The sequence below is a fragment of the Caulobacter sp. DMC95 genome, from assembly GCF_056313785.1.
On sequence record NZ_JBQUZP010000003.1, the window covers coordinates 121,853 to 141,719 of the forward strand.

Below are 19,867 nucleotides of genomic sequence, written 5' to 3' on the forward strand. Positions count from 1 at the left end.
GGGAGGTGTCGCCGCGCCGTAGGCGAGGTGACGGAGGGGGCGCTCTGCCCCCCTACTTCCCCACCACATTCAGCACCGCCAGGGTCATCGCCTCGACCCCCGTGCGGATCGTCGGCTCGGCCACCGGGGCGAAGTATGGCGAGTGGTTGACCGGGAGCTCACGGCCCTCGGCCTTGGCCTTGGCCACCTCGGCGGGATCGGAGCCGCCGATGGCGAAATAGACCGACGGCACGCCGGCCAGGACGAACTCTGAATAGTCCTCGGAGGCCGAGCCGGGCTTGTCCTGCGCCACGGCGCGGGCGCCGAAGGCGGCCTTGAACACCACCGCCGTGCGGTCGGTCAGGGCCTGGTCATTGACCACCATCTTGCCACCCGGAGTCAGCTGCAGGTCGGCGGCCGGAGCGCCCGCCATGTCGGTCACCGCCTTCACCGTGCGGCGCACGCCGTCGAGGATCTTCTCGCGCACAGCGTTGTCCTGGGTGCGGATCGTGCCGCGCACCCGGGCCTTGTCGGGGATGATGTTGCCGGCGCTGCCCGCCTGGATCGAGCCGACCGTCACCACGCCAAAGGCCGACGGGTCCTTCTCGCGGCTGATCACGCTCTGGACATCGACGGTGAAGCGGGCGGCCATCAGCACCGGGTCGATCGTGGCCGAGGGCATCGAGCCGTGCCCGCCCCGGCCGTTGAAGGTGATGTCGAGACCGTCCGAAGTCGAGGTCAGGACGCCCGGCTTGTAATAGACCTCGCCGGCCGGACCCGAACCGACATGCAGCGCAAAGCCGTAGTCGGGCTTGCCGCCGATCTTGTCCCACAGGCCGTCGTCCAGCATGGCGCGGGCGCCGCGAACCGTCTCCTCCGAGGGCTGGGCGACGAACACCAGCGTGCCCTTCCATTTAGACTTCATCGCCACAAGCTGGCGCGCCGCGCCGACCCAGGCGGCCATGTGGATGTCGTGACCGCACGCATGGGCGACGAAGACCTTCTCGCCGTTCCAGGTGGCGGTCGCCTGGCTGGCCCAGGCCAGGCCTGACTTTTCCTGCATCGGCAGGCCGTCCAGCTCGGTGCGGATCAACACCTTGGGGCCCTCGCCGTTCTTGAGCACCGCCACCACGCCGGTCTGGCCGACGCCTTCGGTGACGGTGAAGCCCAGCGCCCGCATCTGCGCGGCCAGCTTCCTGGCGGTCTCGACCTCCTGGAAGCCCAGCTCCGGATGGGCGTGGATGTCCTTGTACAGCGCCTCCAGCGCCGGATAGTCGCGGTCGAGCTGGGCGCTGATCACCTTTTGCGTCGCCGGCACGTTCAGCGGCCCGGCCTGGGCGGCGGTGGCGATCAGCAAGGCGAGGGCCGAGGCGGCGAACACGGACTTCATGGCGGGGTCTCGGGTTGGAAAGCGTCGCCTAGATGACGCATGGCGGAGACAAATCCGCTAGCCCCTTCCCTCTCCTAAAACACCCGTGTCATCCCGGCCGAACCCCGGCGAAAGCCGGGGGTAGAGCCGGGACCCAGGGGGTGAAGGAGCGCCGCGCGAGCCGCCCCTAGGTCCCGGGTCGGCTGCGTCGCCCGGGATGACACGGAGCTACTTCCCGTTCCCCGGGGCCCAGGGAAACTTGAGGCTCCGGTAATATTCCAGCGACTTCTCTGGCGGTTTCTCCCCCGCCGGCAGCGGGCGCCTGGAGAAGGTCTGGAACCAGGCGATCGAGGCGTCGCGCCACCACTGCGCCTCGGCCCGCTGGATCTTCAGATAGTCGGCCACCTCGCGGTGGCGGGGTCCGTCGACATAGGGGGCCAGGCCCGCCCAGGTCTTTTCCATGCCGTCCACATAGGCAACGCCGCGCCCGTAGTGCTTCACCAGGCCGTCCCACAGGGTGTCGCCGGACTTGAGGCGATAGTCCCAGGGCAGGTGGTGGAACCACAGCAGGTCCTTCTCATCCACGCACTTCAGGTCGGCGTAGCAGGCCCCGACGGCCGGCGCGTACTGGGCGGTGGCGTTACTGCCAGTCGGCGTGCGGTCAAAGCCGATCCCGGTCTCGCTGGCCTTGGCGTAGTAGACGCTGGTCCAGTCGGCGCGCGGGCCGCCGCTGACCCAGGGACCGGGGCCATAGTGGTGCCCCTCGCCCATCTGGTGGTGCAAGCCCAGCGGCGTCATGTAGTCCACCGCCGCCTCGCGCGAGCCCATCATCATCGCCACGACCGGCCCCACGAGGCGCGGGTCGGCCCCGAAGGTCATCTTGGTCCAGTCCTGCGCGATCGCCTCCGTGCCCGCCTCCGGGTCCCAGGCCAGACGGCCAAAGACATACCAGTTGGCCTGGTCGAACTGCGAGCCGCTCCAGTTGCGGTCGCTGCCGATATTGGCCACGCCGGCCATGGCGGTCAGCTTGCGGCCGTCCAGCGCCCCGTCGATCACCTTGGCGACCGTCGAGCCCTTGCCCCTGGCCATGGTGTCCGAGCGCAGGGTCTCCTCGAACATCGGGCCCAGATAGACAAGGTGGGTTGAGAAGCCGAGATATTCCTTGGTGATCTGGAACTCCATGCCGAGGTTGGTCTTCGGCATGGCCCCGAACAGCGGGTGGAAAGGCTCGCGCGGCTGGAAGTCGATGGCGCCGTTTTTGACCTGGATGATCACGTTGTCGGCGAACTGGCCGTCGAACGGCTTGAACTCGTTATAGCCCTGCTTGGCGCGGTCCTCGGGCTGCTCGTGCGAGTAAACGAAGGCCCGCCAGAATACGACGCCGCCGTGCGGACCGACCGCCTCGGCCAGCATGTTGGCGCCGTCGACATGGGTGCGGCCATAGTCCTGCGGACCGGGCTGGCCCTCCGAATTGGCCTTCACCAGGAAGCCGCCGAAGTCGGGGATGGTCTTGTAGATCTCGTCGGCCTTGGCCTTCCAGAACGCCCGCACCGCCGGGTCCAGCGGGTCGGCGGTCTTGAGGCCGCCAATTTCCATCGGGGCCGAGAAGCGGGCCGACAGATAGACCTTGATCCCGTAGGGCCGGAAGGTGTCGGCCAGCGCCGCGGCCTTGGCCAGGAACGGGGCGGTCAGGCTGTCGGCCTTGGCGTTGACGTTGTTCAGGACCGTCCCGTTTATCCCGAGCGAGGCGTTGGCGCGGGCGTAGTCGACCATGCGCGGATCGACATGGCCGGGCAGACGCCACCAGTCGAAGATCGACTGGCCCGAATAGCCGCGCTCGACATGGCGATCCAGATTGTCCCAGTGGTTCAGCATGCGCAGCTTCACCTTCGGAACCGAGACGATGTCGAGCTTGTCGACGCTCGCGCCGGTCTGGATCAGCGAGAGATAGCGGAACACGCCGTAGAGCACGCCGATGTCGCGGTTGGCGGCGATGACAGTGGTGGCCTTGCCGGCCACCGACACGGTGCGGATGAGGTAGCCCTCCTCGCCCAGCGTCTGCAGCGGCAGACCAAGGCCCGTGACGGCGGGCGTCGCGCCAGCGCTCAGCAGGATCACCCCGTCGCGCGACCCGGCGGCGGCCAGGGCCGGCTGGCCCACTAGGCCCGTCAGGCCGCGCTCCAGCTCGGCGCGGGCCACCTTCAAGGTCGGCGTTTCGGCGACGGGGGCGATAGCGGCGGCGCGGGCGGCGTAGGCGGGGCGCGCGCCGGCCTCGACAGGCTTATAACGGAGCCACAGGTCGTAACCGTCCTCGGCCCGGGCGACCGGGGCCAGCATCACAAGTCCCAGGACCAGCGCCAGAAAACGCATCGTTCACTCCCTCGCGATGTTCACGCGAACATTCTTGTGTGGCCCCGGAAAAGGTCGGGACACCGACTCATAGTGGTCAGACCACCCGGTTGACAAGCCTCATGGTACCGGTACATCGATAGTCAGGGAGGCGGTTGGAGCGCTGCGCGACAAAGGCGCGGGCTTTGGCTTTTGGCCTCCGGCTCAGTCCGCCGTCTGCACAAGGTCGAAGCGTCTTCCATGCCCAAGATCATCGCCGCCAAGACCATCGTCACCTGCCCGGGGCGCAACTTCGTCACCCTGAAGATCATCACGGACGAAGGCGTCTATGGCCTGGGCGACGCCACGCTGAACGGCCGTGAACTGGCGGTCGAGGCCTATCTGACCCAGCACGTCATTCCCTGCCTGATCGGCCGCGACGCCCACCAGATCGAGGACATCTGGCAGTACCTCTATCGCGGGGCCTACTGGCGCCGGGGCCCGGTGACGATGGCCGCCATCGCCGCCGTCGACACCGCCCTGTGGGACATCAAGGGCAAGATCGCCGGCCTGCCTGTGTACCAGCTGCTGGGCGGCTCCTGCCGTGCGGGCGTGATGGTCTATGGCCACGCCAACGGCGAGACGATCGATGAGACGCTCGACAACGCCGCCGTCTACGCCGAGCAAGGCTACAAGGCCATCCGCCTGCAGACCGGCGTGCCGGGCATGAGCGGGACCTATGGCGTCTCGAAGGACAAGTTCTTCTACGAGCCGGCCGACAGCGACCTGCCCAAGGAGACGATCTGGTCGACCGAGCGTTATCTGCGCAGCACCCCCGCCCTGTTCGAGGCCGCGCGCGCGCGGCTGGGCGATGATCTGCACCTGCTGCACGACGTCCACCACCGCCTGACCCCGATCGAGGCCGCGCGCCTGGGCAAGGACCTGGAGCCCTACCGCCTGTTCTGGATGGAGGACGCCACCCCGGCCGAGAACCAATCGAGCTTCCGCCTGATCCGCCAGCACACCACCACCCCGCTGGCCGTGGGCGAAATCTTCAACTCGATCTGGGACTGCAAGCAGCTGATTGAGGAGCAGTTGATCGACTACATCCGCGCCACGGTCGTCCATGCCGGCGGGATCACCCACCTGAAGAAGCTGGCCAGCTTCGCCGACCTGCACCACGTGCGCACCGGCTGCCATGGCGCCACCGACCTGTCGCCGGTGTGCATGGGCGCGGCCCTGCACTTTGACCTGTCGATCCCGAACTTCGGCGTTCAGGAGTACATGCGCCACACGCCCGAGACCGACGCGGTGTTCCCGCACGCCTACACGTTCAAGGACGGCATGCTGCATCCCGGCGATGCGCCCGGCCTGGGCGTCGACATCGACGAGGACCTGGCCGCCAAGTACCCCTACCAGCGCGCCTATCTGCCGATCGCCCGCCGCCTGGACGGCTCGATGCACGACTGGTGAGCGTGGTCTGACCTCCGCGACGATGTGCGCGAAAAAGGAGGCTCATCGGCGCGTTCCGGCGTGGTAGAGATTCGCCCCTACCCCGCGTGCGCCAGGGGTTTTCCGCGCCTGCTCAAGCCCGATCGCCATGTCTGACAACGTCAAGCTCTACCGCAAGATCGCCGACTCCGTGGCCGACGACATCGAGGCCGGCCGCTACAAGCTGGGCGACCGCCTGCCGACCGAGCGCGAGCTGGCCGAGCAGTTCGGCGTCTCCCGCCCCACCCTGCGCGAGGCGATGATCGCGCTCGAAATGCTGGGCATGATCGAGGCCCGCCATGGCCTGGGCATCTATGTCACCGGCAACGTCCGTCCCGTGGCCCCGTCGGCCGAGATCGACTTCGAGATCGGCGCCTTCGAGCTGATCGAGGCCCGACGCCTGTTCGAGGGCGAGGCCGCCGCCCTGGCCGCCACCTCGATCAGCGACGAGCAGATCGAGGCGCTCGAGGGCCTGCTGACCCGCATGCACGAGGAGGAGGAGATCCGGGGCGAGGACGCCGATCGCGAGTTCCACCTGACCATCGCGCGGGCCACCGGCAACGGCGCGATCATCGCCACGATCGAGAACCTGTGGGACTGGCGCAACCGCTCGCCCCTGGCCCGCAACATCCTGACCCGCGCCCGCGGCATGGGCCTTGAGCCCCGCATCGCCGAGCACCGCCGCGTCGTCGACGCCCTCAAGGCCCGCGACCCCGCCGCCGCCCGCCAGGCCATGCGCGACCACCTGGAACGCGTCATCGACCACCTGCTGCACGCCACCGAAACCGAAGCGGTCCAACGCGCCCAGGAAGAGACCAACGCCCGCCGTAGCGCGATGGCGAAACGGGTGGCGATTTAGAGGCATAGCGCCCCCTCCGTCACGTCGCCTATCGGCGCCGCGCCACCTCCCCCGTTTCACGGGTGAGGAGGACACCGCAACCCTCCTGCCCCGCTTGCGGGGGAGGTGGCGCGCGGCGAAAGCCGCGTGACGGAGGGGGCGTCTCATGCCACCACTCCGCCATGCCCAAGCTCCCTCCCCTCCAACCCGATTCCGACCAGATGCTGCATCTCGACGCCCTGCGCATCGTCGGGGCGGTGATGATCGTGGTGTTCCACTTCAACCGGTTCATCAACCTGGACGGCCAGTGGCAGTGGGCGGACGATACGATCAAGACGTTCAGCCTGATCGTCGACCTGTTCTTCTTCATCTCAGGCTATGTGATGGCGGCGATCTATACCGGCCGCCTGACCAGCTTCGACAAGTACCGCGACTTCATCCAGAAGCGGGTGGCGCGGCTGGGCCCGCTGCACTGGGCGACCATGCTGGTGTTCATCGCCGTGGCCGCCGCCGGCGCGGCCGGCTGGATCCAGGACCGCGACCCGCGCCGCTATGACGTGGCCTGCATCGTGCCCAACATCGTCTTCGTGCATGCCTGGGGCGTCTGCCACTCCCAGACCTGGAACTTCGTCAGCTGGGCGATCAGCGCCGAGATGGCGATGTACCTGGCGCTGCCGCTGATCTTCCTGCTGACCGCGCGGGGACCGTGGGTGACCCTGGCCGTGGCGCTCGCCTCGATCGCCGTCATGCTGCAGACCCCGCATGGCGACCGGCCGTTTCACCAGTGGACCTGGGACTACGGCATGCTGCGGGCGATCCCCGGCTTCCTGATCGGCATGGCCGCGTTCCAACTGCGTGAGCGCCTGGCGAAGATCCCCCGCCCGAACCTTCTGATGTGGCTGCTGCTGGGCGGCTATCTGATCATGTCGTGGGCGGGCGTGGAGCGGACGATCCTGCTGTTCGTCGTCTACGCCATCGGCCTGCTGGGCGTGGCGGCCGACGCCAAGGGCGCGCACGGCGGGGTGAGCCAGCGCCTGGCGCCCTGGGCGCAGCTGTCGTTCAGCCTGTACCTCCTTCATCCCATCGCCCTGAAGATGGGCCTGGCCTGGGTGGGCCTGGGGATGTGGAACCTCAACGGCGACCTGATGCGCCTGTGGGTGCTGTTCTGGGTCGTGGCCCTGTTCCCGATCGCCTATCTATCGCTGGTGTTCTTCGAACGTCCGGCGCGGGACTGGCTGGCGAAGCTGGGGAAGAAGCGGGCTTGAGCGCCCCCTCCGGCCCTTCGGGCCACCTCCCCCGCTCCGCAGGGGAGGATGACATCCCTCCTGCCCCGCTTGCGGGGGAGGTGGCGCGCGGCGCAGCCGCGTGACGGAGGGGGCGCTTTAGCGCGATACCCCGTCCACCCAAGCCGGCAGCTCACCGATATTGGCCAGCTCCACATAGCGCGGATGCCCGACCGGCGCGTCCGCCGCTTCGTGCGACCAGACCAGCGGATACGGGATCAGGGCGCCCCAGCAGCCGGCCTCAAGCGCCGGCAGGATGTCCGAGCGCATCGAGTTGCCAGCCATCACCGCCTGTTCGGCGCCGGTGCCGTAGCGGTCGAAGACCCGGCGGTAGGTGCTGGCGTCCTTCTCGGACACGATCTCGACGGCGACGAAGTAGTCGCCCAGACCCGACGAGGCCAGCTTCTGCTCCTGGTGCAGCAGATCGCCCTTGGTGATCAGGATCAGGCGATAACGGTCCGACAGCGCCGCCAGGGCGTGCTCGACGCCGGGCAGCGGCTCGATCGGCTCGGTCAGCATCTCGCGGCCCACGGCCAGGATCTCGCGGATGACGCGGGTGTCGACCGCGCCGTCGGTGACCTCCAGCGCCGTCTCGATCATCGAGAGGGTGAAACCCTTGGCGCCGTAGCCATAGACCCGCAGGTTCCGTTTCTCGACGGCCAGCAACTGGGCCTCGATCTTCTCGGGATCGCCGTGCTCGGACAGCAGTTCCAGGAAGCGGGCGTGGGACAGGCGGAACAGGCTCTCGCAGTGCCACAGGGTGTCGTCGGCGTCGACGCCGACGGTCGTGATCTTGCTCATGGCGGGAGGCATAGCAGGCGTTCGCGAGCCGGTCCTCGGGGAATTTCAGCTCGACGCGCGCCTTGGCGGTTGTGGTCCTTGGCAGGGCGCCCCAAACACGGAAACGGGGAGCAAACAACCGCGCGCCATGACCGATCTTGTCACCAACCAGGCCTGGACGCTGATCGACAACGGGCGGGCCGCCGACGCCCTGCGCCTGACCACGGGTCCCGCCGCCCTGCCCCAGGCCTCGGCCAGCCTGCTGATGGCCCACGCGGCCGCGCTGAAGGCTCTGGGCCTCCCCGATGAGGCCCTGGCGTTCAACCGTCGCGCCGTCGCCCGCGCGCCGGGCGACCGCTTCGCCTGGTACAATCTGGCCGCCACCCTGGGCGACCTCTCTCTGGATCACGAAGCCGAGGCGGCGGCGCGCAAGACCATCGCTCTGGGCCTGGACGTCCCCGAGGTGCGGCTGGTCCTGGGCAAGGCGCTGCAGGGCCTGCACCGCTATGACGAGGCCGAGGCGACGTTCGCCCGGGCCCTGGCCGCGCGTCCCAATGACGCCGCCGTACATCTCAATCTGGCCCAGCTGCGCTGGATGCGCTCGGGCCAGAGCAGCGAGGCGCTGGCCCCGCTGGACGCCGCCATCGCCCTGCATCCCGCCGACGTCACCCTGCGGACGATCCGCAGCAATGTCCTGACCTTCGCCGGCGACCACGTCGGGGCCGACGCCACGCTGGAAGACGCATTGGCGCGCGCGCCGGCGGACCTCGCGTTGCGGATCGCGGCGGCGCGCGCAGCCGGCGCCGTCGGCGACCGCGCGCGGATGCTGGACCACGCCCATCAGGCCGTCCGCCTGGCCCCCGGCGCGCTGGAGAGCCAGACCGTGCTCTGTGAGGCCCTGTTGGCCCAGGGCGACGCCGCCGCCGCCGCGCGCATCGGCGAGGCCCTGGTCGCCGCCGCGCCGGACGACCAGTACGCCCTGGTGCTGCGCAACACCGCCTGGCGGCTCACCGGCGATCCGCGCGGTGACCTCTTCCGCGACTACGCCACCCTGGTGCGGACCGATCGGCTGGATACGCCGGACGGCTGGGACAGTCTTGACGCCTTCCTCGACGCCCTGCGCGATCGCCTGCTGGAACTGCATGACCTGAAGACCCACCCGCTGAACCAGTCGCTGCGCGGCGGCAGCCAGGTTCCGTCGCTGGACCGCTCGCTTGATCCGCTGGTGCAGGCCTTCTTCGCCTGCGCGCGCAAGGCGGTGGCGCGGTATGTCGAGGCCCTGGGCGCGGGCCAGGACCCGATCCGTCGGCGTCGCGCGGCGGACTTCGCCTTCGCCGGCGGCTGGTCGGTGCGGCTGCGGTCCGAGGGCTTCCACGCCGACCACGTGCATCCGCGCGGCTGGATCTCGTCGGCCTTCTATCTGGATTTGCCGGGCCGCTTTGACGACGAGACCACCCGCGCCGGCTGGTTGCGGTTTGGCCGACCCGGATGCCTGACGCAGCCAACGCTCGAGGCCGAACATTTCATCAAGCCCGAGCGCGGGACCCTGGCTCTGTTCCCGTCATGCCTGTGGCACGGCACCCAACCGTTCACCGACGCCGAGCACCGCCTGACGATCGCCTTCGACGTCGTTCCGCGCTGACGCGCTACAAAACACGCAAAAGAAAACCCGCCTCAATCGCTTGAGGCGGGCTTTCGAAACCGGGTGTCCCCGCCGCCGAAACGGCGGGGAAGCCTCGATTAGTAGCGCAGGCGGGCGTTCAGGAAGAACGTCCGGCCCAGCACGTCGTACGTGGCGGGGTAACCGCTGTTCGACGGCGAGGCGTTGCCGCCCAGGATCGGGTAGGCTTCCTGGGTCAGGTTGCGCACGCCGCCCGTGAACGACAGGTTGTCGTTGACGTTCCAGTCGGCCGACAGATCCCAGTAGTTCTTGGCGCCGATACGCTCGACCGTGAACTTGCTGGCGGGGTTGTCGTCCAGCACGTCGTCCAGGTGGTTCCAAACCACGTTCACGCCGAACTGGTTCATGGTCCAGTTCATGGTCGAACGCAGCTTGTGACGCGGGGTCGGGTTACCGCAGCGCGTACCGAACTTGTCGGCGCACTTGATCGGCGTCGAGATTTCGTCCGGCGTCGTCGTCGAGTCCCAGGTGTTGGTGTACAGCGAGCGGAACGCCAGCGAACCCCAATCCGGCAGACCCAGTTGTTCCAGGGTCGTGCGGTACGCGACGCCGATGTCGAAGCCGGCGGTCGTGATCGTCGCGACGTTCTGGTTGGTCAGCGAAACATAGTCGATCGAACCGTTCGAGAGGCGGTTGATCGCCTGGCAGTACGGCGAGCTCGGGTTGCCGTTGACCAGCGGACCGTAGCAGACGTTCATCACGTTGGCGGCGCTGCCGCCGAACGAGGCGATGGCGTCCGTGATCTCGATGTCGAAGTAGTCACCGGTGATCGAGAAGCCCGGCAGCCACGACGGCGTGTACACGAAGCCGGCCGTGAAGGTCTTGCCTTCTTCCGGACGCAGGTTCGGGTTGCCGCCCGACAGGGTCTGGGTCTGCTGGTTGGCGTTGATCAGGCCAACAACGCTGGCGGCGACGCCCGAGTTGATACAGGCCTGACGGATCGCGGCGGTCGGAGCGCCACGGGCCGAGCAGGGATCCGTCGCGGTCGGGAAGCCGTTCGACTGCGGCGAGAACAGTTCACCCACCGACGGAGCGCGGATCGCCTTGTTGTACGACGCGCGCAGCATCAGGTCGTCGAAGACCTTCCACGAGCCGGCGACCTTGTAGGTTTGCACCGACTTGGGCTGACCGGTGTAGTCCGACGTACGGCCGGCCAGTTCCAGGTCCAGCGACTTGATCAGCGGCAGGTCCTTCAACAGCGGGACCAGCACTTCGGCGTAGCCTTCGTAGACGTCGAAGCGACCGGAGACCGGCGGGCTGGCGTTGAAGCCCGTCAGGTTGCCCGTGGCCAGGTCTTGGCTGGGGTTGAAGGCGAAGTCTTCCGAGCGGTACTCGAAGCCGACGGCGAAGCCGATCGGGCCGGCGGGCAGCGAGAACTGGTTCTCGGTGTCACCGTTGATGCTGAAGCCGCCGTACATCTGCTCGTAGTCTTGCGACGAGTTGATGCGGGTCTTGATGAAGTTGGCCGCAGCGGCCGACATCGTGCCTTGACCGAAGATGTTCACCGGGACGCAGCCGCCCGACGGATCGGCGCAGGCGGTGCCGGCGGCGTTCAGCAGCAGGCCTTGCTGGATACGGGCCAGGCTGGTGTCGCCCAGCAGCGTGTTGCTGCCGTGGGTGTTGCCGTACTGGTAGTAGATGTCGAAGCCGCCGTTGATGGCCTCGATGTCGCCCTTCAGGCCCAGTTGCATCTGGAAGCCGGTGAAGTTGAACGACGAGACGCGCGGACCAACGTCGCTGAGGCGCTTGTTGAACACGCCCGTGACGGTGTCGAACAGGCCGTCGCCGTCGGTGTCGACGTCGGTGTAGGTGCCGGTCGCCCAGGGGCTGGACGTCGGGATCGAGTAGCTGGTGCTCGAACCCAGGCTGTTCAGAGCGGTCTTGGCGGCCGCCGTCAGGAACGGGTTGTTGTCGAGCGAGAAGCGGAAGATACGGCTGCCGACCGGGGTCGGGGCCAGCTGGGTGACGACCTTCGAGTTGACGAAGTTACCCTTGGCGTAGGCGGTCAGGCCCGGCTTGATTTCGTAGCTGGCCAGCGAGGTGACCGAGAAACGCTCTTGCGGGGTCTGCAGATAGTTGACCGGCGCGAAGTTGTAGGTGTCGTTCGCCGCGTCATACAGGCGAACGTCGCCGGTCGGCAGGAAGTAGGCCGAGTTGGCGGCGCTGTTGGCGACGCCCGGCAGGGTCACGAACTTGCCCGAAACGAACGGGTCGACGCGGCCCGGCTCCATCGAACCCGAGCCCGACGGGACAAAGCCCGTACGCGCGGCGTTGTCGCCCCAGGCGCGGGCCAGCATGCCGCCACGCTCGCCTTGGGTCAGGGCTTCACGCTTGTTGTAGCCCAGGCTCAGGACGACGTTGCCCTTACGATCGGCGAAGTTGGCGCCCATCGTCAGGTCGGCCGAGTAGATCGGCGCTTCGCCGCCGTCGGTTTCCGAGTAGCCCGCCGAGAACTCGAGGCCTTCGAAGTCGTTCTTCAGGATGAAGTTGACGACGCCCGAGATGGCGTCCGAACCGTAAACGGCCGAGCCACCGCCCGACACGACGTCGATGCGCTTGATCAGGGCCGGCGGGATCAGGTTCAGGTCGACGCTGCCGGCCGAGGTGGTCGGGGTCTGGCGCTTGCCATCCACCAGCACCAGGGTGCGGTTCGTGCCCAGGCCGCGCAGGTTCACCGTGGCGGTGCCGTTGCTGCCGTTGTTGACGGTCGAGGTGATGCCCGGAACGGCCTGCGGCAGGGTGTTCAGCAGGTTTTCGGTGTTCACCACGCCCGACTGCTTCAGCTCCTTGTCGCCGACTTGGGCGATCGGGCTGGCCGAGGTCAGGTCGGCGCGCGCGATGCGCGAACCGGTGACGACGATTTCTTCGACCTGGGCCGGCTCTTCAGCCTGTTGCGCCCAAGCCGCGGCGGCCGGCAGCATCACGCCGCACAGGATGGAAGACGCCAACAGGCTCTTTCGACGGCTAACAAAACCCAACAAATTCCACCTCCAAAAACTTGGCGTCGCCTCGCCCGAACGAGACAGACGCTCCCCCCGGTTCTTGACGAACAGGGCATTGGCGGCAGGAAGGCTGTAGTCGCGGGCATGGGTCAATCGCGGGTCGCGTCGTTCGCGCAATAAATCGTCGCCAGTGTCTCAAATGCGACACACTCCCATCTAGCTGGGCGCTAAGCCGATGAAAGATCGAAGTAAAAAGTTCCAGCGAGATCAGACCTATCGACACAAATATGAAACATTACAAAATAGTTATTCCGCAATCGGCGAGTTTTTGAATCCAATCCAACCAGTGACTGACAATGAGTTTCGCTAAATCCGTCGTTTAGAAACTCTATATTCTGTCATTGAAATGACAAACTTTGCCTGATGAACATCGATCAACGATCATGGGTAGCGCTACCCATCATCAACGACTTTGATCTTCACTGAAGATGCGTTGTACGGCCTGCGAAAAGGCGCGTGTCGGGCCAACGGATGCGATCGGGCGGTTGCGCCAAGCAAAGAAGCAACGCTTGAATGGATATTCGGCAGCCCGTTGCCGCTCCGCCGCCGCCTGTCCGAGTTCGCATGCCTCAGCACCCGCCCCTCAGAATCAACGCCGACCTGCCGGTCGAGACCTTCGCCGAGCGGTTCGCGCAAGACGGCTACGTGCAGATCCCTGTCTTCCTGGCGCCCCAGGACGCCGAAGCGGTCGCGGCCCTGCTGGACCCGCTGACCTGGAACATCGTCGCGCCGGACGAGGCCTCGGAGACCCTGGTGATCACGCCCGAGGTCATCAAGAAGTTCGGCGAAGCCCAGGTGCGCCAGTTCCTCCAAGGCGCCCTGAAGCGCGCCGCCAAGGGCTTCTCGTTCGTCCATATGTCCTATGCGCTGCAGGACGAGTATCTGCGTGCGCCGCAGACGCCGGTCCATCGGGCGACCGAGTTCCTGGAAAGCCGCGCGTTCCTGGACTTCGGCGGCCAGGTGATCGGCGCGCCGGAGGTGACCGGCGTGCGGGTCCAAGCCTCCTATTATCGCCCCGGCGACTTTCTGACCGTGCACGACGACAGCCATCGCAAGGACCACCGCCTGGCCGCCTTCACCGTGGGCTTCACCCGGCGCTGGCGTCCGGACTGGGGCGGCCAGCTCCTATTTCACGACGCCGAGGGCAATGTGACGCGCGGCCTGGCGCCGGGCTTCAATGTGCTGACCCTGTTCAAGGTGCCCACGCCCCACTCGGTGGCCCAGGTCGCCAGCTACGCCGAAGCCAAGCGCCTGTCCCTGACCGGCTGGCTGCTGGGCGACAAGACCGCCGCCTGATGAGGACCTCCGCCATGCTCGCCCCCGCCCTCGCCGCCGCCCTGACCCTCACCGCCGCCGGCGCCCTGGCCCAGGCCGCGCCTGAGCCCGACGTGATCAAGGCGCTGAAGGCCTGCAGCGCGATCAAGACCGATGGCGAGCGCCTGTCTTGCTACGACAAGGCCGCCCAGTCAGTGACCAAGGCTCAGGAGACGGGCGAGGTCATCATCATCGACAAGCAGGCGGCCCGCGCCGCCCGGCGTCAGGCGTTCGGCCTGGAGCTGCCGACCCTGTCGATCCTGGATCGCGGCGCTGACAAGGCCGAGACCGAAAAGCTGCAGGCGGTCGTCAAGACCGCGCGCGCCGACGCCGAAGGACGCCTGGTCGTGACGCTGGAAGACGGCGCGGTCTGGCGCCAGATCGACGGCGATATCCTGGGCAAGCCGCCCAAGGCGGGAACCACCGTCGAGATCCGCAAGGCTGCGATGGGCAGCTACATGATGAAGGTCGGCGCTCAACCCGCCATCCGGGTGCGTCGCAGCGAGGCCGCCCCGGCGCGCTGAGGCGCTTGGCCTTTGCGGATTCGGCGCCCGACGAATAAGCGCCAGGCGCCGTTGATTAGAGCGCGTTAGGTTTAAGTGTGAGCGGTTAAACCGCTCGAACGCGCCCTAAGCCTATGAATTAGAGCCTGTTTATCTGGTTTAGATGACTCCATCTAAACCAGACAGGCTCTAGTCCCTCGGGCGTCAAGGACGCAGCAGAAGACGTCCTCGCCCTTCGACAAGCTCAGGGTGAGGACGACTGTTGGCGCATGTTTACGGGTGATCTTCATCCTGAGCTTGTCGAAGGACGAGGATTTCCAGCCGAATGTGCGCCGAAACCTCAGCCATGCACCCTTTTTCTCGCGGCAAGGCACGTTTGCGGCCGTATCGCCAGAGAAATGCTTCAAGCGTGCAAACAGAGCGCGCCCAAACATTACATTTGAGAAATATTTGACCTTGGGCGCTGGTCTACGTCAGAACTTCGCTCGCGTGAGATTCCGGCCGATCCGGAACGGGCGAGACCGTGCCCCTTCGCGGGCTACTGGGAGGAGAGACCTTGGATAGACGACAGTTCCTCGCGGCCTGCGGCATCGGCGCCGGGGGCGTGTTGCTGCCGGGCTTTGGCCAGGCCATCGCCGCCGAACAGCTGATCGAGACGATGGACGTCGCGGTCAAGAAGCGCCTGGCCGACGCGGCGCTCAACGCGGCCAAGGCCGCCGGGGCCACCTACTGCGACGTGCGCGTGGGCCGCTATCTGCGCCAGTTCATCCAGACGCGCGAAGCGAACGTCCAGGGCGTGACCAACACCGAGTCCAGCGGCGTGGGCGTGCGCGTCATCGCCGGCGGGGCCTGGGGCTTCGCCGCCACCAACAACATGTCGCCGGAGTCGGTGGCCCAGACGGCCCGCCTGGCCGTGGCCATCGCCAAGGCCAACGCCAAGAACCAGACCGCGCCGGTCCAGCTGGCCCCGGCCAAAGGCGTGGGCGAGGTCAAGTGGGCCACGCCCATTCGCCGCAACGGCATGGAAGTGTCGCTGCAGGAGAAGGTCGACCTCTTGATGCGAGTCAACGGCGCGGCCCTGAAGGCCGGCGCCAACTTCGTCAACTCCAGCCTGTTCCTGATCAACGAGCAGAAGTACTTCGCCAGCAGCGACGGCTCGTACATCGACCAGGACATCCACCGCGTCTGGGCGCCGTTCACGGTCACCGCGATCGACAAGGCCACCGGCAAGTTCCGCTCGCGCGAGGGCCTCTCGGCCCCGATGGGCATGGGCTACGAGTATCTGGATCCCAAGGCCGAGGATAAGGTTCTCTCGCCCAACGGCATCATCAGCTACAACAAGTCCTACGACATGGTCGAGGACGCTCAGGCCGCCGCCGTCCAGGCGCGCGAGAAGCTGACCGCCAAGTCGGTGAAGCCGGGCCGCTACGACCTGGTGCTGGACCCCAACCACCTGGGCCTGACCATCCACGAGTCGATCGGCCACCCGCTCGAACTCGACCGCGTACTGGGCTATGAGGCCAACTACGCCGGCACCAGCTTCGCCACGCTGGACAAGCGCGAGCAGCGCTTCCAGTACGGCAACGAGATCGTCAACGTCGTGGCCGACAAGGTCCAGCCGGGCAGCCTGGGCGCCGTTGGCTATGACGACGAAGGCATCAAGACCAAGAGCTGGCCGCTGATCGAGAAGGGCAAGCTGGTCGACTACCAGGCCACTCGCGACCAGGCCCACATCCTGGGCAAGACCGAGAGCGACGGCTGCTCGTACGCCGACTCCTGGTCAACCGTGCAGTTCCAGCGCATGCCCAACGTCTCGCTGGAGCCCGGCAAGAAGCCGCTCAGCCTGGCCGACATGATCGGCAACGTCGAGAACGGCATCTACATCCTGGGCCGCGGCTCGTTCTCGATCGACCAGCAGCGCTACAACGCCCAGTTCGGCGGCACGCTGTTCTACGAGATCAAGGACGGCAAGATCACCCAGCCGCTGGAGGACGTCGCCTACCAGATGCGCACGCCGGAGTTCTGGAACGCCTGCTCGGCGATCTGCGACGAGCGGGACTACCGCCTGTTCGGGTCGTTCTTCGACGGCAAGGGCCAGCCCAGCCAGGTTTCGGCCGTCAGCCACGGCTCGTCGACCACAAGGTTCGACGGCATCAACGTCATCAATACCGCGCGCTCGCTCGGTTAAGCGGATCGAGGGAGACACATCATGGGTATCATGACGGAAGCCGAGGCCAAGACGATCCTCGACAAGGTCCTCAAGTTCTCGATGGCGGACGAATGCACCGCCCAGCTGACGGGCTCGATCGAAGGCAACATCCGCTTCGCGCTGAACAACGTCTCGACCAGCGGCGTGGTCAGCGACACCAACCTGGGCGTCTCGGTGGCCTTCGGACGCCGGGTCGGCACCTCGTCGACCAACGACTTCTCGGACGCGTCCCTGGCCCGCGCGGTCAAGCGCGCCGAGGAGCTGGCCCGCCTGGCGCCGGAGAACCCCGAGTTCGTGCCGGCGGTCGAGAAGCAGGTCTACAAGCCCAGCTCGACCTTCAGCGCGGCCACGGCGGCGATCACGCCAGAGCAGCGCGCCGACATCGCCATGGCGTCGATCGCGCCCTGCCGCGCCAAGAACCTGATCGCGGCCGGGTTCCTCAACGACGAGCAGAGCTTCGTGGCCTTCGCCAACAGCAAGGGCGCGTTCGGTTACCAGCGTTCGACCGAGATGGACTACACCTGCACCGTTCGCACCGCTGACGGGAAGGGCTCGGGCTGGGTCGCCCGCAACCTGCAGGACTCGACCCCGTTCAAGCCGGCCAGCGACATCGAGATCGCCATGCGCAAGGCCAGCGCCTCGGCCGAGGCCCAGGCCCTGGAGCCGGGCAAGTACACGGTGATCCTCGAGCCGGCCGCCGCCTCGGGCCTGATCTCGTTCATGTTCAACTTCTTCGACGCCCGCGCGGCGGACGAAGGCCGCAGCTTCCTGTCCAAGAAGGGCGGCGGCAACAAGCTGGGCGAGCAGGTCTATGACCCGCGCGTCAGCTTCATCTCCGACCCCTGGCATCCGGACCTCGCGGTCCTGCCGTGGGACGGCTCGGGCCGCGCCCGCGAGAAGATGGCCATGGTCGAGAACGGCAAGATCGCCAACCTGATGTACTCGCCCTACTGGGCGCAGAAGCAGGGCAAGCCGGTGGTCGGGCGTCCGGGCAACATCATCATGTCGGGCGGCACCAAGTCGACCGCCGACCTGGTGCGCGAAACCGAGCGCGGCATCCTGGTGACCCGCACCTGGTACATCCGCATGGTCGATCCGCAGACCGTGCTGCTGACCGGCCTGACCCGCGACGGCACCTTCTACATCGAGAACGGCCAGCTGAAGTATCCGATCAAGAACTTCCGCTTCAACGAGTCGCCGGTGATCATGCTGAACAATATCGACGACCTGGGCCGTCCGGTCCGCGTCAGCGAAGGCGGTCAGATGAAGTACATGATCCCGCCGATGCGCGTGCGCGACTTCACCTTCACCTCGCTGTCGGACGCCGTCTGACACACACCTATGGCCAGCAGTCGCGTAACCCGTTCGGAGTGTCTGCGTCTGCTGGCGGGCGGTGCGATGGGAGGTTGGCTGGCCAGCCTCCCATCGTCTCCCAAAGCCGCGCCGGCCTACGATTTCTGGTTCACGCGCCTGCGCTACGACAGCGGCGACTGGGACGTCGACCAGCGCATGCCGGCCAACATCCTGACCTCGCTGGTCGACTACACCACCCTGCGGGTCGATCCCGAAGAGCGCGTCGTACGCCTGTCGGACCCAGCCATGCTGACCGCCCCGTTCTGCTACCTGGCGGGCCACAAGCTGGTCGAGTTCAGCCCCGCCGAGGCCGAGAACTTCAAGACCTATGTCCGCAACGGCGGCTTCGTCTTCGTCGACGACTGCAACCACGACATCGACGGCCTGTTCGCCAAGTCGTTCGAGCGCCAGATGGCCAAGCTGTTCGGGGCGGATGCCCTGAAGAAGCTGCCCAACGACCACCTGATCTACCGCAACTTCTTCAAGTTCGACGGGCCGCCCGCCACCAGCTTCGAGCTGAACGGCTGGGGCGATGATCTCGTCCACGACTATCTGAAGGGCATCGAGATCGGCGGGCGCCTCGGGGTGCTCTACAGCAACAAGGATTACGGCTGCGAGTGGGATTACGACTGGCGCAACAAGCGCTTCCTGGCCGATGACAACACCAAGTTCGCGGTCAACATCGTGCTCTACGCCCTCACGGCCTGATCGCCTTTTTCTCTGTTCGGATTGCTTATGACCAAGACCCCCACCGAAGCCGAGATCGCGGGCAAGCTTCAGCGCCTGTCGCAGCTGCGCGCCGCCATCGGCCAGGCCATCGTCGGTCAGGACGAGGTGGTCGAGCAGCTCCTGATCGGCCTGCTGGCCGGCGGTCACTGCCTGATCGAGGGCGTGCCGGGCCTGGGCAAGACCTTGCTGGTCCGCACGCTTGGACAGGCCCTGTCGCTCGACTTCCGCCGCGTGCAGTTCACGCCGGACCTGATGCCCAGCGACATCCTGGGCACCGAGGTGCTGGAGGAAGACCACGGCACGGGCCATCGCCACTTCCGCTTCCAGCAGGGTCCGGTGTTCACCAACCTGTTCCTGGCCGACGAGCTGAACCGCACGCCGCCCAAGACCCAGGCTGCGCTCTTGGAAGCCATGCAGGAGCACCAGGTCAGCTATGCGGGCGTCACCCACGCCCTGTCCGAGCCCTTCTTTGTACTGGCCACCCAGAACCCGCTGGAGCAGGCCGGCACCTATCCCCTGCCCGAGGCCCAGCTGGACCGCTTCCTGCTCAACATCCGGGTGGGCTATCCCACCGCCGAAGAGGAGCGGGCGATCCTGGCCCTGACCACCGGCGGCGCGATCGAGGCCCCCAAGGCGGTGATGACCGGCGAGGACATCGTCGAGCTGCAAAAGTGGGTGCGACAGGCCCATGTCAGCGACGGCCTGCTGACCTGGATCACCAGCCTGATCCGCGCCACGCGTCCCGGCCCCGACGCGCCGAGCGCCATCCAGGACTATGTCCGCTGGGGCGCTGGGCCCCGCGCCGGCCAGGCCCTGGTGCTGGCGGCCAAGGCCCGCGCCCTGCTGCACGGACGCCTCGCCGCCACCCGCGAGGACGTCGTCGCTCTGGCCGCGCCAGTGCTGCGCCACCGCATCCTCTTGTCCTTCGCCGCCGAGGCCGAGCGCAAGACGACCGACGACGTGGTCGCCGCCCTGCTGGCCGCCCTGCCCGCGCCCGCCCGCGACTGA

Annotated in this window: 14 protein-coding genes and 1 pseudogene; 10 read left to right on the top strand and 5 right to left on the bottom strand. The window is 67.0% G+C overall.

The genetic code is table 11. The features are described from left to right. Positions 1 to 52: 52 nt before the first annotated feature. Together ACT53N_RS08615 and ACT53N_RS08620 are read right to left on the bottom strand one after the other, a co-directional pair. Positions 53 to 1,369, bottom strand: coding sequence for an amidohydrolase (locus ACT53N_RS08615; protein ID WP_476063518.1), 1,317 nt, complete (start codon positions 1,367 to 1,369; stop codon positions 53 to 55). Positions 1,370 to 1,576: 207 nt separating this feature from the next. Next, positions 1,577 to 3,718 (bottom strand): alpha-glucuronidase family glycosyl hydrolase, encoded by a 2,142-nt coding sequence (locus ACT53N_RS08620; protein WP_476063519.1) that lies wholly within the window; start codon positions 3,716 to 3,718, stop codon positions 1,577 to 1,579. A gap of 219 nt (positions 3,719 to 3,937) precedes the next feature. On the opposite strand from ACT53N_RS08620, the gene manD reads away from it, so the two are divergent. The 3 genes from manD to ACT53N_RS08635 all read left to right on the top strand — a co-directional run bounded on the left by manD (position 3,938) and on the right by ACT53N_RS08635 (position 7,270). After that, complete coding sequence (manD, locus tag ACT53N_RS08625; RefSeq protein ID WP_476063520.1) at positions 3,938 to 5,149, top strand: D-mannonate dehydratase ManD; 1,212 nt, start codon at positions 3,938 to 3,940, stop codon at positions 5,147 to 5,149. 127 nt (positions 5,150 to 5,276) lie between these two features. Then, the gene (locus ACT53N_RS08630; RefSeq protein ID WP_310213184.1) at positions 5,277 to 6,026 is read left to right on the top strand and encodes a FadR/GntR family transcriptional regulator; all 750 of its coding nucleotides are present in this window, start codon (positions 5,277 to 5,279) and stop codon (positions 6,024 to 6,026) included. Positions 6,027 to 6,187: 161 nt separating this feature from the next. Then, positions 6,188 to 7,270, top strand: coding sequence for an acyltransferase family protein (locus ACT53N_RS08635; RefSeq protein ID WP_476063521.1), 1,083 nt, complete (start codon positions 6,188 to 6,190; stop codon positions 7,268 to 7,270). Between the two features lie 117 nt (positions 7,271 to 7,387). On the opposite strand, the gene ACT53N_RS08640 is transcribed toward ACT53N_RS08635, so the two are convergent. Continuing rightward, on the bottom strand, positions 7,388 to 8,089 hold the full coding sequence (locus tag ACT53N_RS08640; RefSeq protein ID WP_476063522.1) for an HAD family hydrolase: 702 nt from the start codon (positions 8,087 to 8,089) through the stop codon (positions 7,388 to 7,390). Positions 8,090 to 8,216: 127 nt separating this feature from the next. Here ACT53N_RS08640 and ACT53N_RS08645 point away from each other — a divergent pair, with 127 nt between their 5' ends. Continuing rightward, positions 8,217 to 9,710, top strand: a complete 1,494-nt coding sequence (locus tag ACT53N_RS08645) for a putative 2OG-Fe(II) oxygenase (RefSeq protein ID WP_476063523.1) — start codon at positions 8,217 to 8,219, stop codon at positions 9,708 to 9,710. Positions 9,711 to 9,808: 98 nt separating this feature from the next. Here ACT53N_RS08645 and ACT53N_RS08650 read toward each other — a convergent pair whose 3' ends face one another. Then, on the bottom strand, positions 9,809 to 12,730 hold the full coding sequence (locus ACT53N_RS08650) for a TonB-dependent receptor domain-containing protein (protein ID WP_476063524.1): 2,922 nt from the start codon (positions 12,728 to 12,730) through the stop codon (positions 9,809 to 9,811). A gap of 585 nt (positions 12,731 to 13,315) precedes the next feature. Between ACT53N_RS08650 and ACT53N_RS08655 the strand changes: the two genes are divergently transcribed. Together ACT53N_RS08655 and ACT53N_RS08660 are read left to right on the top strand one after the other, a co-directional pair. Further along, complete coding sequence (locus ACT53N_RS08655) at positions 13,316 to 14,047, top strand: 2OG-Fe(II) oxygenase family protein (protein ID WP_476063525.1); 732 nt, start codon at positions 13,316 to 13,318, stop codon at positions 14,045 to 14,047. Continuing rightward, positions 14,047 to 14,589, top strand: a complete 543-nt coding sequence (locus ACT53N_RS08660) for a hypothetical protein (protein ID WP_476063526.1) — start codon at positions 14,047 to 14,049, stop codon at positions 14,587 to 14,589. The genes ACT53N_RS08655 and ACT53N_RS08660 overlap by 1 nt, the downstream gene beginning before the upstream one ends. A 195-nt stretch (positions 14,590 to 14,784) precedes the next feature. Here ACT53N_RS08660 and ACT53N_RS08665 read toward each other — a convergent pair. After that, positions 14,785 to 14,916, bottom strand: a pseudogene (locus ACT53N_RS08665) (hypothetical protein); the annotation flags it as partial. A gap of 208 nt (positions 14,917 to 15,124) precedes the next feature. On the opposite strand from ACT53N_RS08665, the gene ACT53N_RS08670 reads away from it, so the two are divergent. From ACT53N_RS08670 to ACT53N_RS08685, 4 genes are read left to right on the top strand one after another with little or no spacing between them, the layout of a single operon-like run. Next, positions 15,125 to 16,756, top strand: coding sequence for a TldD/PmbA family protein (locus ACT53N_RS08670; protein ID WP_476063527.1), 1,632 nt, complete (start codon positions 15,125 to 15,127; stop codon positions 16,754 to 16,756). Between the two features lie 21 nt (positions 16,757 to 16,777). Further along, entirely contained in the window at positions 16,778 to 18,109 is a 1,332-nt protein-coding gene (locus ACT53N_RS08675; protein WP_476063528.1) for a TldD/PmbA family protein, read from the top strand. Positions 18,110 to 18,118: 9 nt separating this feature from the next. After that, positions 18,119 to 18,838: a DUF4159 domain-containing protein gene (locus ACT53N_RS08680; RefSeq protein WP_476063529.1), complete on the top strand. Its 720-nt coding sequence runs from the start codon at positions 18,119 to 18,121 to the stop codon at positions 18,836 to 18,838. A gap of 21 nt (positions 18,839 to 18,859) precedes the next feature. Further along, a complete protein-coding gene (locus tag ACT53N_RS08685) occupies positions 18,860 to 19,867 on the top strand; it encodes an AAA family ATPase (RefSeq protein WP_476063530.1) in 1,008 nt (335 codons plus the stop codon).

Excerpts from the sequence above, each read along its gene's own strand:
- ACT53N_RS08655 (WP_476063525.1), top strand. The coding sequence starts at position 13,316 with ATGCCTCAGCACCCGCCCCTCAGAATCAACGCCGACCTGCCGGTCGAG.
- ACT53N_RS08630 (WP_310213184.1), top strand. The coding sequence starts at position 5,277 with ATGTCTGACAACGTCAAGCTCTACCGCAAGATCGCCGACTCCGTGGCC.
- manD (WP_476063520.1), top strand. The coding sequence starts at position 3,938 with ATGCCCAAGATCATCGCCGCCAAGACCATCGTCACCTGCCCGGGGCGC.
- ACT53N_RS08675 (WP_476063528.1), top strand. The coding sequence starts at position 16,778 with ATGGGTATCATGACGGAAGCCGAGGCCAAGACGATCCTCGACAAGGTC.
- ACT53N_RS08680 (WP_476063529.1), top strand. The coding sequence starts at position 18,119 with ATGGCCAGCAGTCGCGTAACCCGTTCGGAGTGTCTGCGTCTGCTGGCG.
- ACT53N_RS08640 (WP_476063522.1), bottom strand. The coding sequence starts at position 8,089 with ATGAGCAAGATCACGACCGTCGGCGTCGACGCCGACGACACCCTGTGG.
- ACT53N_RS08635 (WP_476063521.1), top strand. The coding sequence starts at position 6,188 with ATGCCCAAGCTCCCTCCCCTCCAACCCGATTCCGACCAGATGCTGCAT.
- ACT53N_RS08645 (WP_476063523.1), top strand. The coding sequence starts at position 8,217 with ATGACCGATCTTGTCACCAACCAGGCCTGGACGCTGATCGACAACGGG.
- ACT53N_RS08660 (WP_476063526.1), top strand. The coding sequence starts at position 14,047 with ATGAGGACCTCCGCCATGCTCGCCCCCGCCCTCGCCGCCGCCCTGACC.
- ACT53N_RS08620 (WP_476063519.1), bottom strand. The coding sequence starts at position 3,718 with ATGCGTTTTCTGGCGCTGGTCCTGGGACTTGTGATGCTGGCCCCGGTC.
- ACT53N_RS08615 (WP_476063518.1), bottom strand. The coding sequence starts at position 1,369 with ATGAAGTCCGTGTTCGCCGCCTCGGCCCTCGCCTTGCTGATCGCCACC.